The organism is Streptomyces sp. NPDC020965, assembly GCF_044333555.1.
Classification (GTDB): domain Bacteria; phylum Actinomycetota; class Actinomycetes; order Streptomycetales; family Streptomycetaceae; genus Streptomyces.
On record NZ_JBIRRE010000014.1, the window covers coordinates 38,006 to 52,381 of the forward strand.

Below are 14,376 nucleotides of genomic sequence, written 5' to 3' on the forward strand. Positions count from 1 at the left end.
CGTAGGATCCAGGGGTGACGAGCCACCGAAGGACCATCCCGCGCTATCTGCAACTGGCCCGCCTGATCCAGGAGCGCATCGACACCGGGGAGTTCCCGGTGGGCTCCCGGCTGCCGAGCGAGCCGGAGCTGTGCTCGGAGTTCGAGGTCAACCGCCTGACGATCCGTGAGGCCGTCGCCGAACTGGAACGCGCCGCCGCGATCGAGATCCGCCGCGGCATCGGCACCTTTGTCCGCCCGCCCGTCGCCCGGGTCTCGATCGCGGTCGACCCCCGCAGTCAGGTGGTCGACATCGGCAGTGTGCACGCCTCACTGGCCGGCCCCGTCGACGGCGGGAACCCGGACTTCGGCGAGCTGATCACCGCCGTACGGCACGGCTCCGCGGGCGCCGTGGACGAGGAGGCGGCACGCCATCTCGGCCGTACCGTCGACGGCCTGACGCGGGTCGAGACCGTGGTCTCCCTCGGCCGTGAACCGTGGGGCGTCAGCAGTTACTGGATGCCGTCCGCGCTGTTGCCCGGGGAACTGGCGACACCGGGGCGGACGGACAACGTGGTGCGCGCCCTGGCCGGGTCCGCCGGCATCGTCCTGGAGTACGACTGGCGCGCGTTCAGCGCCATCGGGGCGGACATCGGCGACGCCGACGCGCTGGGCGTACCGGCCGGCAGTCCGCTGCTGGTCCGCGAAGGCGTCAGCGGTACCCCGGCCGGCGAGCCCGTGCTCTACGTACGACGGCGCATTCACGGCGAGCGGGCCCGCTTCGTCCTGAACTTCCGCCAGCCGGGCGCCACCGGGGGCACGGCCGCGCCCGACGCCGGCTGAGCCTCCGCCGTCCGGCCGCAGCGCGGGGCGAACGGGCACCGACGTGCGGATGACGCACGCCTCACCAGCCCGGGGGCGGGACCGTGGCAACCGTGGCGGCCGGCGAACAAGGCACCACTCTCACCCTGAGGTTTAGCTTCAGGGATAGCGTACGAGGGCGGTGCGGAGGTGGTGGTCGTTCCCCCCGCCCGGAGGACTGGGGTTCACCCTCGATCCCCCCGTACACCTCGTCCGGGAGGCACCGGACCGGCTGGGAAGTTCACTCCCTCCAACGATGTGACGAGCCCTCGGAGGGCACCCCCGGGGGATGGGGAGTGACGGTTCGGCGGTCGGGGTCAGCCCAGTACCCGCACGGCGTACAGGGCACCGATCGAGGCGGCCAGGGTGCCGAGCAGGAGCCGCAGTGCCCGCTCGGGCAGATGGGGCTGGAGGCGGGCGCCGAGATAGCCGCCGATCAGCCCGCCGAGACCACAGGCCAGGCCGAGGGGCCAGTCGGGCGCCACCTCCCCGCCGTCCACCAAGGACAGCAGGGCGAACGTCGCGGCGCCCGCGACCGAGGTCACGAAGGTCGACGCGAGGGCGGCCGGGGCCACCTGGGCGACCGGCATTCCCCTGCCGACGAGCATCGGCCCGAGGAGGGAGCCGCCGCCGATCCCATAGATTCCGCCGACGACGCCCACGGCGACGGCGAGCGCGGTGACCGTACGAGGCGCGGGCTCGGCGGCGGGTCGGTCGCGTACGGGGCGGAGCGTGCGCGCGATCAGCCATAGGCCGAGCGGGAGCAGCAGACCCGCAATGAGGAGCCGGAAGACGGTGGGGCCGGGCAGGGCGACGACTCTGATGACGGCGCCGATGACGACTCCCGGCAGCGTGCCCAGGACCAGACGCCGGGTGAGTGTGCCCCGCAGGGCGCCGGTGCGGCGGTGACGCCAGAGGGCGCCCGGTCCAGCCACCACGTTGAAGAGGAGATTCGTCGGTGTGACCGCGGGGCTGGGCACGGCGAACACGCTTAGCTGGACCGGGAGCAGGAACACCGCGCCCGACACCCCGACCGGCGCGGTCACGAGCGCGATCAACAACCCCGCGAGCGGGCCGCCCAGCCACCAATCCATCGTCGCCCCCGCACCGGAATCGTCGGGTCAGTATCGGTGCGGGCCGCTCTCGACCAACACATCGGCAACACGATGTTCATGAACGGAGGTCAGCGGAGGTCAGGGGGGCGCGGCCATGCTCCGTCCGCGGAAACCGACCTCACACTGACCGGACACCTCGCTGGCACCGCCCTGGCAACGCTTCGGCGACACGGGGACGACGGCCCCGTCACGCCCCTGCTGTCACGGTGGCGTGAGGAGTGTCCGGGCGACACCGGGTTCCGTCGGTGTCGACGCAGCGTGGGGAGGCCACCGCCCGATGCCACCGGCGAAGGCACTGACACCGCGGCCCGCGGCATCGAAGACGGCATCCGTGTCCCCGGCCGAAGACCGGCCCGAGGCACGTCACCCCGCGGCACGCTCCCACCCACCACTGTCCAACGCGGCGGTGACGGCGGCTCTGACGGCCGGGCCAGGACCCGCGTCGCCACCGCGCTCCCCGGATCGGCCGCCGGGCGCTCCGTCCGCCCGGCAGGACCGGGTCGGCAACAGCGCGGTCGCGGCGGCCCGGCGTACGGAACCCGGGCCCGGGAAGCCGGGTGCGGCCGACGCGCCATTGTCGAAGGGGCAGCCGGGCAAGGGGGAGTCGGCTGGTGGGGCTTCGGGTCGTGGGAAGGGTGGTCGGGCGCGGTCGGGGCCGGATGGGGATCCGAAGTTCGTGGCGTTGAAGAGGGATGTGGGGCGGAAGGGGCGGGCGGTGGCCCGGTCGCATCCGCCGGCGCGGGTGGAGGCGGTGGCGGCGCAGGCCGCGGCTCGTGCGCCGCAGGGTGATGAGGAGGCGCAGGGCAAGGCCGCGAATGCGGAGAAGATGCATGAGGCGAAGCCGAAGGAGTTCGATCAGGGCGCGTTCATCCGGGCGGTGGAGCAGGCGATCGCGGAGAAGGCGCCGAGGAACCTGGATCAGGCGGACAAGTTCGCGGATTCGGGGAAGGCGGACGAGGTCCGTGATCAGGTGCAGGGGTCGGTGGGTGCGGGGAAGCAGGCGTCGGCGCAGGAGATCGCCTCCACGACCGCCGCGCCCCCGGACACCGCCGCGGCCGTGACGAAAACGGTCGTCCCGCTCACTGCCGACCGGCCCCCGGGGACTCCCGGCGCCCCCGACCCGCGGGGCGCCGTCCCCGACAAGCTCCCCGCGTCGGCGACGGATATGTCGGCCGGCCCCGCCCAGGTGACGGGGGAGATGGCGGACGCCCAGGTGACCGAAGCACAGTTGCGCCGTTCCAACGAACCGTCCTTCGCGAAGGCGCTGGGCGCGAAGAAATCAGCGGAGCGTCACTCCGAGGTGGCCCCGGGGCGGTTGCGCAAGCACGAGGCGGGTGAGCTACGGGCCGGCACCGCACAGGCGCAGCAGACCGGTACCGCGGCGATGGGTGCGATCGGGGCCGAGCGGGTGGTGACCGGGCAGCGGGTCGGCGCGGGCAAGACCGGCGCGAAAAGCCGGGACGAGGAGAAGCGGGCTCAGGTCACCACACTCTTGCAGGGCGTCTTCGACACCATGAAGCAGGACGTCGAAGCCATCCTCACCGGGCTCGACAAGCGGGTGGACGACAAGTTCGGCCGCGGTGAGAAGCAGGCACGGGACTGGTTCACCCGTGAGCACCGGCAGAAGATGGACGAGTACAAGGACCGGCGGTACTCGGGCAGGTGGGGGTTGATCCGCTGGGGCAAGGACAAGCTTCTCGGGCTGCCCGCGGAGGCGGACCGGATCTTCGACCGGGCGCGGGACGGTTATCTGCTGCGGATGCGGCAGGTAATCACGGACGTCGCGGGGACCATCGGATCGGAGCTGGACCGGGCGAAGCGGCGTATCGCCCAGGGCCGCACCGAACTCCAGACCGCGGTGAAGAAACTCCCCGCCGATCTGCAAACGATCGGGCGGGAGGCGGCGGCCGAGTTCGAGGGGAAGTTCGATGAACTGACCCAGTCCGTGGACGACAAGGGCACGCAGCTCGTCGACACCCTCGCCACCAAATACACCGAGGCGTTGAAAGCGGTCGATGACGAGATCGCCGCCGAGCGGGAGAAGAACCAGGGCCTGGTCGACAAGGCCGTCAACGCGGTGAAGTCCGTCATCAACACCATCCTCGAACTCAAACGCCTCCTCCTCGGCGTGCTCGCCAAGGCCGCCTCCGCGGTCATGCTCATCCTCAAAGACCCCATCGGATTCCTCCGCAACCTCGCCCACGCCGTGGGTGCGGGGCTGCGCCTGTTCCTGCGCAACATCGGCCGCCACCTCCAACAGGGCATCATGTCCTGGCTCCTGGGCCGCGCCACCGAGGCCGGACTCCAACTCCCCGCCAGGTTCGACACCCGGGGCGTGTTCACCATGCTCGCCTCACTCCTCGGGTTGACCTGGCCGGCGATCCGGGCCCGTCTGACCCGGCGGGTCCCCGAGCAGGCCGTCGCCGCCGCCGAGACCGCGGTCCCGCTGGTCGCCGAAGTCCGCCGGCGCGGGGTCGCCGGCATGTGGGACGACCTGCGCCACCGCGTCGGCGACCTCCGCAAGAACCTCATCGACAAGGTGATCCAGTACGTCACCCCCACCATCATCACCGCGGGCATCACCTGGATCCTCTCCCTGCTCAACCCCGCCTCCGCGTTCGTCCGCGCCGTCAAACTCATCATCGACATCGTCACCTTCATCGTCACCCAGGCACGCCAGATCATCGCCTTCGTCAACGCCGTGCTGGATTCGGTGATCGCCATCGCCAAGGGCGCCACCGCCGGCGTCCCCGCCATGATCGAACGCGCCCTCGCCCGCTCCATCCCCGTCCTCCTCGGCGCCCTCGCCGCCCTCCTCGGCGTCGGCGGCATCGCCTCCCGCGTGAAGACCATCGTCCAAGCCATGACCCGACCGGTGAACCGCGCCATCGACCACGTCATCGACAAAGCCGTCGGGCTGGTCAAAAGGCTCTGGGCCAGGACCAAGTCCACGTTCGACAGGAAGGGATCCCGGAGCGGGAAGTCCACATACCCGAAGGGTCTGCGCAAATCTCAGCCATCCGAACACCGAAGCCGGCGAATCGGTCGCAATGACCAGAAGAAGCCGTCACGCCTCTCCGCCGAGCCGTCGGACAAAAATAACCTCCCGAACAAAGTAACTGGGCTCCTTCGAAAGAAGGCTTTCTCTCTACCGGAGGAGAAGCACACACTTACCGCCAAGGGAGACGAAGATCGCATTGTCATCCTTATCGCCAGCAGCAACGCGGGGGACATTGACGCAATCCTCATCAGAGCAATCTCCGCCGCCGAAAAGAACATGCCGGAAGCCAGAAAGAACGGAATCATCTCGGTTCTACGTTCAGCCCTGACCGCAGCAGACCTCAATCTCTTCAAACAAGAGTTTTCGAAGCTGTCTGGCCATAAGCGAACCAGAGCCGGCAGTTACCGAAGCCTCGGCTCTTTCACTCGGGCGCGAGCTAATATGCAGGATTACATTGACGTTAGACTCGCGGAAATTGCCCGGGAGATAACCTCCCTGAGAGGCTTGGGGATCAACAGCCTCCAAGAGGTCATGGCACAGAAGGTACCCAAGGAACGCGGACTCCCGCAAAGTATCGACGTTCGTTCTGCACTGTATTTGAGAGGCTCCGGATGGGAAAGGGTGAAGAAGAGCGTAATCAAAGAGGACAAGGCAGCACTCGGGATCGAGCTGGACAAGGTCAACAAGCTGACAGACCGGACGAAGGCCATCGAGATACTCACCAGACTGGCAAAGGAAGGAGTACTCCCGGATACAGCTACACAGACCTACCTCAGTGCGGGTAAGTTCCTCATCTCCGACATCAGGGGGGTGAAATATCAGGTAGACCATATGGACTCACTCGCGCAACATTGGGTCGACATCGGGCATGATTCCGGCGATGGTGCGCGATGGACAAGGGCAACCGATCGAAAAAACCTCCGATGGGTGACCCAAAGATACAATCTCTCCAAAGGATCTCAGAACTCGGCCGGCGAGCGGGCAACATACGCAAGTAAATTCTGGGTCGGCCCCGAGTTTGTCAGTATTTTCGCCGAAGGCGGGATCAAGAACGCGAAGAAAATCAACAGCGTCCCCTTCATTCAGATGCCATGACCGCACGGCGACCGAAGGTCGAGAAAAACAGAGGACGGAAAGCATGAGTGAACAGCGGACATACGGATCCCTCAACCGCCTGATGGAACAACATCAACAGATGGAGAAGCTTTCCCAGGGACTCCATGGCACTGACCCAGAAAGAGCACTGGACCGGTTGATTCTACTGATGAAGCTCCATGAGAGGGCAGAATCACCCGTAATGAAAGCAGCTCGGAGTTCACTGACGCGAGAAATGGTAACCGTACCCGAGGAGAACTGGCGGCTGCTTCGTCAACTGACTGCCGATATGCGAGGGACTGAAAATCCACCACCGGACAGAGTCGACAAGATCAAATCCATGCTGTACGACCATACCATTGACCTTGGAACTTCCATTTTTGCCCACCTCTATCTCACTCTGAACGACAACGAGTTCTCCGAGATGAAATCGGATATTCTCAAAGAAATCGCCAGCACAGACACCAAGCACTGGTGAAGCGGCCGAAGAGACCCGATGAGTAACAGCCCCCTCACCCCCGCGCCCCGCCCTCCCCCAGCAGATCCGCGTACCGACCCAGTTCGGACGGCCTCAGTAGCCGGGCCTCGCGTTGGAACTGGCGGGAGGCGCCGTGGATGGCGTGGCGCATGTCGATCGTGGGGCTGCCGCTGTCGGCCGCCGCGAGGGCGGCCGTGCGGGCCGCGGCCGTGATGCCGGCGCCCGTCATGTCGAGGCGGGCGAGGATGTCCAGGTCCACATCGGGGGCGAGCGGGGCCTCGGGGGGAAAGGCGAGGCGCCAGAGTCTGCGGCGTTCGGGGATACCCGGCCGGGGGAAGTGGACGACGAAGTGGAAGCGGCGGGTGAACGCCGGGTCGATGTTGTCCTTGAGGTTGCTGGTGAGGATCACCAGACCGTCGCTGCTCTCCAGGCGCTGGAGCAGGTAGCCGACCTCCATGTTGGCGTACCGGTCGGTGCCCTGCTTCACATCGCCGCGCTTACCGAAGAGCGCGTCCGCCTCGTCGAACAGCAGGACCGCATGGCTCTCCTCCGCCTGCCGGAACGCGGTCTCCATGTTCTTCTCCGTCTCCCCCACCCATTTAGAGACGACCTGGGCGAGGTCGACCTTCAGCAGCTCCAGGCCGAGGATGCCGGTGACGATCTCGGCGGACATCGTCTTCCCGGTCCCCGGTTCGCCGGTGAAGAGGGCCTTGACGCCCCCGTGGGCCTGGCTGCGGGCGAAGCCCCAGTCCTCCGCGATACGGGGCCAGGCGCGGAAGGCCGAGGCGATTTCCAGGAGCTGCCCCAACTGGGTCTCGGGGAGGACGAGATCGTCGACGGTGCGGCGGGGCACGATCGAGCGGACGGCGCTGCCGCTGCGGCCCCGGGTCACGGTGGCGATGGCGGGTTCGACATGGTCGGCGACCGGTTCCGGGTGGCCGTTGCCGGCGAGGCGCGCGCCGGCGTCGGCGACCGATGCGACGGCGCGCAGTTCGCCGCCGCTCATGCGGTACCGGACGGCCAGGTCCTCCAGGAAGGCGCCGTTCAGATGGGGCAGCGCGGCGGACCACATCGCCCGGCGGTCGATGAATCCCGGTTTCGGGACGGTCAGTTCGGCGTAGGTCCGCGCGGCGAGCAGACCGGCGGGGCGCCAGGGCTTGAGGCCGGTCAGACAGACCGGGGTCCGGGAGCGGAGCAGCGCGGCGGTGATCGCGTCGGAGAGGGGGCGGCGCGGCTCGGTGTGCAGGTCGTCGGTGGGGATCCACAGGATCGCGCCCAGCGCCGCCGCCGCGCGTACGTCGGTCTCGGGGTCGGAGGTCAGACTCCGCAGCCGGCTGCCCGACGCATCGGCCAGGGCCCGTACCGCGTCGAGCTGACCGTCGGGCGGGCAGCCCCACAGGCCGACGAGGTCGATATCGCCCGCGCCGAGCGCGCCGCCCAGCCGGGTGAGGCGGTCCGACGACAGATACGGGGAATGCACCGGCCGGTCGGACGGCGCGACGTCGCCGGGGTCATGGCCGAGCAGTCCGACATCGCCGCCCCAGCCGAGCAGGAACTCGAACGTCCCCGGTCCGAGGACGAGTTCCTGGGCGAGGTCGATCGGGGCCTCACCGTACGCACGGAGGAGTCCGTACCGGCGCAGCGGTGCCGTCGGGCCGAGGGCGCGGCGGCGGGTCAACCGTGCCGCGGGCGTGCGGGCGCCGACGGTGACCAGGAGTTCGACACTGGGCAGCCGTCGGTTGAGGTTGTCCACGATGTAGGCGTAGATCCGTTCGTAGCCCCGGTCCAGTTCGGGCGCGGCGACCAGGAGGAGCGCGTCCTGGTCGGCGCGGGTGAGGCCGTACCGGGTGGCGAGCGCGTCGAGCGGGAGGGTGACGCCGTCGGCCGATGCGCGGCGGCGCAGCTCCTGTTCGGCGACCGGTTCGAGGGGTGTCGCCCGGTCCGGTTCGGACAGGGCGCCGGTGAACGCGGTCACCTCATCGAGCAGCAGGCCGACGTGTTCATCGGTCACGCAGTACGGGGTGAGGTCCGGCCGGGTGAGCCGCGCGGCGATCCCCGCCTGGTGTTCGACGGCGGTTCGCAGCGCCGGGTGCAGGCAGGTGAGCCGGATCCGCAGGTGTTCCACCGCCAGTTCGCTCATCGTGTCTCACCCGCCGGAGAAGGTCAGGGTCCGGCCGCCGAGCCACACCACGTCGGGTACGTCGGCCAGCAGGCCGGAGCGGAACAGGTCGGCGTGGCGACGGCCCATGGGGACGCGTACACGCACTGCCGCGGGGTCGAAGCGGACGGTGGCCTCCAGGTCGGCGAAGCGGGTCAGGGCCAGCAGTGGGTCAGGTGTCTCCCGGTCACGCCAGAGCGTCCAGGCGATCGTGCTGAGTCCGAGGGCAGCGGCGAGGGTGACGCCGCGTTCCAGCGTGCCGTCCTGGGCGAGTGGGACCGCCCGGCGTTCGGCGACCAGGGCGCGGACCAGCTCTTCGAGGCGTTCCGTATGGCCGGGCAGGGCGGCGGCCATACGGGGGTCGGGGTCGGTACCCCGGCCGGCCCACAGGGGCGTGCGCCAGGGCAGCCGGGTCACCGGGTCGCCGCGCAGTGGCCGGACGGCAGTCAGGAACCGTACGCCGGCGACGGCCAGTTCCCGGAGGACGCCGGGGTGTGGTGGCGCCGCACACAGCAGGACGGGCGGGCGCCCACAGATGCGCCAGTACGGGAGGAGTTCCGCCGTCGTCGGTGCCCAGGCGATGGGGAACATGCCCTGGGCGTCGACGAGCAGCAGCAGATCGTCGGCGGCCGTCAGCAGCAGGGGGTCGGCGGGGTCGTGCCCCCGGCACACCGAGAGCGCGAGCACGCCGTCGAGCACCGGGAGCGCGGTGCGCGCCTGGCGGGCGAAGGCGACCAGCCGTTCCTCGGGCACGGGTGGGTCGAGTCCGGCGAAGGCAGCCGCGGCTTCCTTGTCCTGTTCGGCGCGGCGCCAGCGGCGTCCGGTCGGGCCGAGGACCTTGTACGCCAGTGCGGTGGCGAACAGGGGCGCGTCGTCTTCCAGCTCCAGTCCGGCCAGCGCGGGGCCGATCGCGTCGAGGTACCCGATCCGCGCGAGGGGTCCGGCGAGCAGGAACGGGAGGACGGACCGGATCCGTGCCTCTCCGGTCGGGCGGGACGCGAGGGCCGACCGTGCGGGACCGCTGTCCGGGGGGCTGCCGGGGGTACCGGCCGACGGGCTCCACCCGTCCCGCCCGCCGTCGCGCTCGCCGGTCCGGGTGGCGGACGGGGAGAACGACGGCGGGAGAGTCGAGGAGGGGGTGGCGGCGGGGGACGGCTTCGAGGGCTGGGCAGGACGGGCGGCGGTCGTTGCACCGTGCGGGACGGGCAGCGCATCGGCCAGCCGGACGAATTCCTCGCGGTCCGCCCGCGCCATGAACGCGGCTATCAGAGTGGTCAGTTCGCCCGGCTCCAGCGGGGCGCCGACCGTGCCCGGTGCGGCGCCGGGTGCCGCCTGATCACCCGGCGCTGCCGACAGGAGCCCGCGCACCCGGTCCGGCGGCGCGCGCCGGGCGAGTTCCGCGAGCAGCCTGCCGGCCAGGGCGTCGTCGGCGCCGAGCAGCGCGAGCGCGTAGGCCCGTACCGACGCGTCGGGCAGCAGCGCCAACAGCGCCTCCAGTTCGTCCCGTTCGGCGAGTTCGCGGAAGAGCGCGGCGGCCGGGGGCACGGACCGGGGTCGCTCCGTCGTCGCGAAGGAATCGGCGAAGGAACCGGCGAAGGAACCGGCGAAGGAATCCGCGAACGACGCCGCGAAGGAATCCGGGCCCGACTCCGGGCCGGTGCCGGGCGCCGCGGGGGTGGTCTCGGCCACCACGGGGGCCGGTGTGACCTGTACGTCGAAGGGCGGCCCGGCACCGCCTGACCACCGGTGCGGCGCGGCCCGGACCGTCACCGTGACCGCCTCGGTGATCTCGACGTCCGGACCGTCGCCGGTCAACTGCTCCGCGAAATGCTCCAGCAGCAGGTCGGGCAGTGCGGCCACGACCTGGTCCACCAGGTCCCGCGGAGCGGGCCCCCAGCTCCACCCGCCGCGCCGGGCCACCGTCACCACGCACTGGTGCACGGTGATCTCGCCGGTGCTCCGCGAGGCGGGTGCACTCACCGTACGGCCTCCTTCGTGAGCCGTCCCGCCCAGCCGGCGACCAGGACCAGCAGACCGTGCTCGTCCCCCGCGGAGAGCGTCACCGGGAGGGTGACCTGGGTCCCCCCGGACGCGATCACACCAGCGAGGACATGGGTGTCCTGGTCGTCGGAGATCAGCGCGACCACGGGGGTGACACGGTCGGTGGCGAACGGCAGGGTCACGGTGAGGCCGTCCTTCGCCAGGCTCAGTCCCTTGACCCACGACTTCAGGCGCACCAGGGTCGGTTTGGGCTTGCTGTCGGGCGTCACCTCGACGCCGAAGGCCAGGGGTTCGGCGAGGGCGCCGGGTTCGTCGTCGGCGGCCACGACGGCGAGTCGCCGGTCCGGCAGCGGAAGGGACACGGTCCTGCCCGCACCGAGGGAGACCCGTACCGGCAGGGCCCGTCCGACCAGCGCCGCCACGTCGGTGGACGCGTCGGCGCCGGTCAGGGTCAGCGCGCCCACCACATGGCCGGTGTCGGCCACATACACCGCGGAGAGACTCATCGTCAGCCATCGCCTTTCGTCGCCGCGACCGTCGCCAGGACCAGGAAGTCAACCGCCCCGGGCTGTTCGACCACCGTGGCACCGGTCGCGAGCGGGTCGAAGAGGCGTACCCGGCACCGCACCCGGCGGTCGGCGTCCACGGCGGCCTCCACCGGACTGTGCAGGGTCGAATCGGTCGTGGTGGGCGGCGTCCGGGGCGTCAGTTGGACATGCAGTACCACCCGCCCGTCGGCGATCTGTTCCGGTGTGACCCCCGACGGCAGCGGCAGCAGCATTCCGTCGGTGGCCGTCCCTGAGGTGACCAGGGTGCTGCCGGCCGACATCCGGCCGGTGAAGCTGCCCGCGATCGTCAGGTTTCCGTTGGCGGCCACGGTCATCAGCGGGGCGACCGTGCCGCTGCCCTGGTAGAGGCCGAAGACCAGGCTCGGCGGGTCGCCGCCGGAGAGGACGATCGCCGGTTCGCCCTCCTGGACCGTACGGGTGGTCCGCAGGGTCAGGGAGCCCGACCGGGCGGAGACGGTGTCCGCGCGGACACCCGCGTAGCGCGGCCCGACCCCGCGGGCCCGGGTCTCGATGCCGGTGAAGTGACCGTCGGTCCAGCGGACGTAGCCGAGCAGGACGAGCCAGCGGGCCGGTGGATCGGCCGGGAGCGCACCGACCTCGGGGGGTTGCTGTTCGGCGACGAGCCGCTCGTCCCCGAGGCGGCCGAAGAGGATCTGGTACGACTCCTCCACCCGGGTCGGCGCGGCGGCGCTGCCGCACGAGTCCGGCCGGGGGGAGCCCGCCGGGTCCCGGTCGGCGGAGGTGAGGAAGACCGGATAGGGCTCGTCCGTGGGCCGGTCGGCGCCGTTGACCTCGTCGAAGGCGCTCTCCCGCAGGACGACCGGCGCGGCGACGACCACCTCGCGGCCGGTTCCGTCGACGGCGATCCCCGTCGAGACGCTCACCTCGACGTAGCGGGCGTTGGTCAGCGGATCAGTACGGGGGTCAGCGGTCAGCCCGAGCCCTTCGGCGATACCCCACTCGTGCAGGTACCGCGTGTGCCGCGCGGCCACGCCGCGCGCGTACTCCACCGTCGCCGACAGGTCGGCGGCGGCCAGGATCTGGCCCTCGTGGAACGTGGGGCGCAGCGGGCCCGTCATGCCGTATCACCGGCCTCACCGGTTTTCGGAGTGCGCGGGGACCGTGGCTTCCTGGCGGGCGGTTTCGCGGGAGCGGGAGCGGGCGCCGACGCGGGCTCCTGTGCCGGCCCTGACTCCTGTCCCGCACCCTGTTTCGGCCCCTGCTCCGGCGGGGCGCTTTCGAGCTGCTCCAGACGTGGGCCGAGTCGGTTCGGCATCTGCTCGCGGACCTGGCTCACCTGCTGCTGCGCGCTGCCCAGTTGGGCCCGCACACCCTCCAGCGCGGCCGTCAGATCGGTGACCCGGTTCTGGAGCACCGCCAGTTCCCGCAGGCTGTCCGTCACTTCGCTGGGTGTGGTGTAGACCTGCTCCTGGAGCGCCTTCGGCGGTGTCTCCCCCGGTGCGGGTGTCAGCAGCAGGGACAGCATCTCCTCCAGGTCGCCGGTGCGCGGCCAGTCACCGAGCAGTCCTTCGGCGTACGGCCGGGGCACCGGGCCCTCCGTGGGAAGCACCGGCTTCTGGTACTCCGGCACCGGCCGGCAGCACAGGCGCTCGGCCAGCTCGCGCAGCCGGTAGAGCTTCGGCAGCCATTCGCCGTACGCCGAGCCGCCGGGCAGGACCTGTTCCCGGGTGGCGAAGCAGACCCGTACGACGTCACAGCCGTCGATTTCGAGATGGGCGAGGAGCACATCGGTGTCGGCGCAGTCGACGCACGGCGGGCTCAGCGTCGAACAGGCCGCCTCGGTGGTGAATCGGCGTACGGCGGTCGTGAGCGCGGCTGCCGCGTCCGCGAGTTGTCGCAGCTCGGCGATGGTCACCTTCTCGACGCTGTCGGGCGGCGGGGTCGGCAGCGGCGTCGGCACGTCGACGCCGACGACATCGGCGCGCAGCGCGCAGTCCGCGAGCCCCGTCGACTGTTCGAGGCGGCCGAGGAGCCACTCCCGGATCAGTTGGAGGTCCGACCGGAACTCGGCCCGCAGTGCGTGGCTCAGGGGTGTGCCCTGGGCCAGCAGCCGCACTTCGAGCGGCGCGTCCCGGTCTCCCGACCCGGGGACGATCCGGGCCCTGGTCTCGGTGACGACGGCGCGGGCGATCGAACGGCGCAGCGGCTCCGGCCACACCGCCTCCGTGTCGGTGCCGGTGAGCCGGTCGCACGCCGCACCGAGCACGGCGCGGGCGTCCTGGACGCCACCGAGGTCGGGGTACTCCCGGACGAGTTGGGCCTGTCCGGCTCCGTCGTAGGTGTCGAACCGGGCGATGGCCGCGGCGAGCGCGCGAACGTGCTCGGTGGCGGTACGGGCCACCGGCGCGGGCAGCGGCCCCGTACCGCCGGTGTTCTCGCGCAGCCAGCCGAGGCCGCCGGCGTACCGTCGCGCGTCGGCGGCGTCGAAGCGGACCGTCCGGCCGGGGCCGAGGGCGGCGGTGAACATCGCGTCGATGTAGTGTCCGAGCCGCCGGTCCCGGCTGCGGGCCCGGTCGGCACCGGTCAGGTCGCCCAGGGCCGCCAGCAGCCGGGTGCCGGGATTGTGCCGGTGGTCCTCGACGTCATCGCATTTGACGAGGAACCGGAACCCTTCCTGGATCCGGGACGGCACGCATCCCGGCGAGGGACAGGGTTCCTCGGTGGCGTACGGCGTCACGGGTTCGACCGAGAGCTCCTCGTACCGGATGAAGAGGCCGTAGCGGCGCGCGCCGTCGTCGTCGCACGGGTCGCCGCAGTCCACGCCGAGCGACGCGATCCGTTGTTCCCGCACCAGTCCTCGGACGTCGACCCGTTCGGCGCAGGGCACCACGATGTCGTGGCCGGCGCAGTCGAGTGCGTGGCCGGGCCGTACGACCACGGTCCCGCCGCCGCAGGGGTCGCAGGCGACATCGAGTCCGCAGACCACCCCCGGCCCGGAGAACGACCGGTTGTGCAGTCTGTTCTTCGCCGTCAGATAGTCGACCAGCAGGCCCAGATCGTCCTCGGTCAGCAACTGACCGGCGAAGAACCGGGGCCGGACGAAGGCGGAGGGCCGCGTCGAGGCGCCCCCGCATCCGCATCCGCATCCTGTTCCCATGA

The 14,376-nt window shown here is 70.6% G+C and carries 9 protein-coding genes; 3 read left to right on the plus strand and 6 right to left on the minus strand.

Going from position 1 to position 14,376, the window contains the following annotated elements:
* Nucleotides 1-14 precede the first annotated feature (14 nt).
* Nucleotides 15-821 (plus strand): GntR family transcriptional regulator, encoded by an 807-nt coding sequence (locus tag ACH4S7_RS32285; protein ID WP_398524922.1) that lies wholly within the window; start codon nucleotides 15-17, stop codon nucleotides 819-821.
* A 335-nt stretch (nucleotides 822-1,156) separates the two neighbouring features.
* On the opposite strand, the gene ACH4S7_RS32290 is transcribed toward ACH4S7_RS32285, so the two are convergent.
* Nucleotides 1,157-1,933: a sulfite exporter TauE/SafE family protein gene (locus tag ACH4S7_RS32290; RefSeq protein ID WP_398524923.1), complete on the minus strand. Its 777-nt coding sequence runs from the start codon at nucleotides 1,931-1,933 to the stop codon at nucleotides 1,157-1,159.
* Nucleotides 1,934-2,669: 736 nt separating this feature from the next.
* On the opposite strand from ACH4S7_RS32290, the gene ACH4S7_RS32295 reads away from it, so the two are divergent.
* Both ACH4S7_RS32295 and ACH4S7_RS32300 read left to right on the plus strand, forming a co-directional pair.
* Nucleotides 2,670-6,050 (plus strand): hypothetical protein, encoded by a 3,381-nt coding sequence (locus tag ACH4S7_RS32295; protein ID WP_398524924.1) that lies wholly within the window; start codon nucleotides 2,670-2,672, stop codon nucleotides 6,048-6,050.
* A 43-nt stretch (nucleotides 6,051-6,093) separates the two neighbouring features.
* Entirely contained in the window at nucleotides 6,094-6,528 is a 435-nt protein-coding gene (locus ACH4S7_RS32300; protein ID WP_398524925.1) for a hypothetical protein, read from the plus strand.
* Nucleotides 6,529-6,562: 34 nt separating this feature from the next.
* Here the strand turns inward: ACH4S7_RS32300 and ACH4S7_RS32305 are convergent, their stop codons facing one another.
* From ACH4S7_RS32305 to ACH4S7_RS32325, 5 genes are read right to left on the minus strand one after another with little or no spacing between them, the layout of a single operon-like run.
* The gene (locus ACH4S7_RS32305; protein WP_398524926.1) at nucleotides 6,563-8,668 is read right to left on the minus strand and encodes an ATP-binding protein; all 2,106 of its coding nucleotides are present in this window, start codon (nucleotides 8,666-8,668) and stop codon (nucleotides 6,563-6,565) included.
* Nucleotides 8,669-8,674: 6 nt separating this feature from the next.
* A complete protein-coding gene (locus ACH4S7_RS32310) occupies nucleotides 8,675-10,666 on the minus strand; it encodes a hypothetical protein (RefSeq protein ID WP_398524927.1) in 1,992 nt (663 codons plus the stop codon).
* Nucleotides 10,663-11,193 (minus strand): hypothetical protein, encoded by a 531-nt coding sequence (locus tag ACH4S7_RS32315; protein WP_398524928.1) that lies wholly within the window; start codon nucleotides 11,191-11,193, stop codon nucleotides 10,663-10,665. The genes ACH4S7_RS32310 and ACH4S7_RS32315 overlap by 4 nt, the downstream gene beginning before the upstream one ends.
* Before the next feature lie 2 nt (nucleotides 11,194-11,195).
* A complete protein-coding gene (locus tag ACH4S7_RS32320; protein ID WP_398524929.1) occupies nucleotides 11,196-12,335 on the minus strand; it encodes a hypothetical protein in 1,140 nt (379 codons plus the stop codon).
* A complete protein-coding gene (locus ACH4S7_RS32325) occupies nucleotides 12,332-14,374 on the minus strand; it encodes a hypothetical protein (protein WP_398524930.1) in 2,043 nt (680 codons plus the stop codon). The genes ACH4S7_RS32320 and ACH4S7_RS32325 overlap by 4 nt, the downstream gene beginning before the upstream one ends.
* Nucleotides 14,375-14,376 lie beyond the last annotated feature (2 nt).

What these genes read in the sequence shown, in the direction of transcription:
- ACH4S7_RS32325 (WP_398524930.1), bottom strand. Translation starts at nt 14,374, where the DNA reads ATGGGAACAGGATGCGGATGCGGATGCGGGGGCGCCTCGACGCGGCCC.
- ACH4S7_RS32315 (WP_398524928.1), bottom strand. Translation starts at nt 11,193, where the DNA reads ATGAGTCTCTCCGCGGTGTATGTGGCCGACACCGGCCATGTGGTGGGC.
- ACH4S7_RS32305 (WP_398524926.1), bottom strand. Translation starts at nt 8,668, where the DNA reads ATGAGCGAACTGGCGGTGGAACACCTGCGGATCCGGCTCACCTGCCTG.
- ACH4S7_RS32320 (WP_398524929.1), bottom strand. Translation starts at nt 12,335, where the DNA reads ATGACGGGCCCGCTGCGCCCCACGTTCCACGAGGGCCAGATCCTGGCC.
- ACH4S7_RS32290 (WP_398524923.1), bottom strand. Translation starts at nt 1,933, where the DNA reads ATGGATTGGTGGCTGGGCGGCCCGCTCGCGGGGTTGTTGATCGCGCTC.
- ACH4S7_RS32300 (WP_398524925.1), top strand. Translation starts at nt 6,094, where the DNA reads ATGAGTGAACAGCGGACATACGGATCCCTCAACCGCCTGATGGAACAA.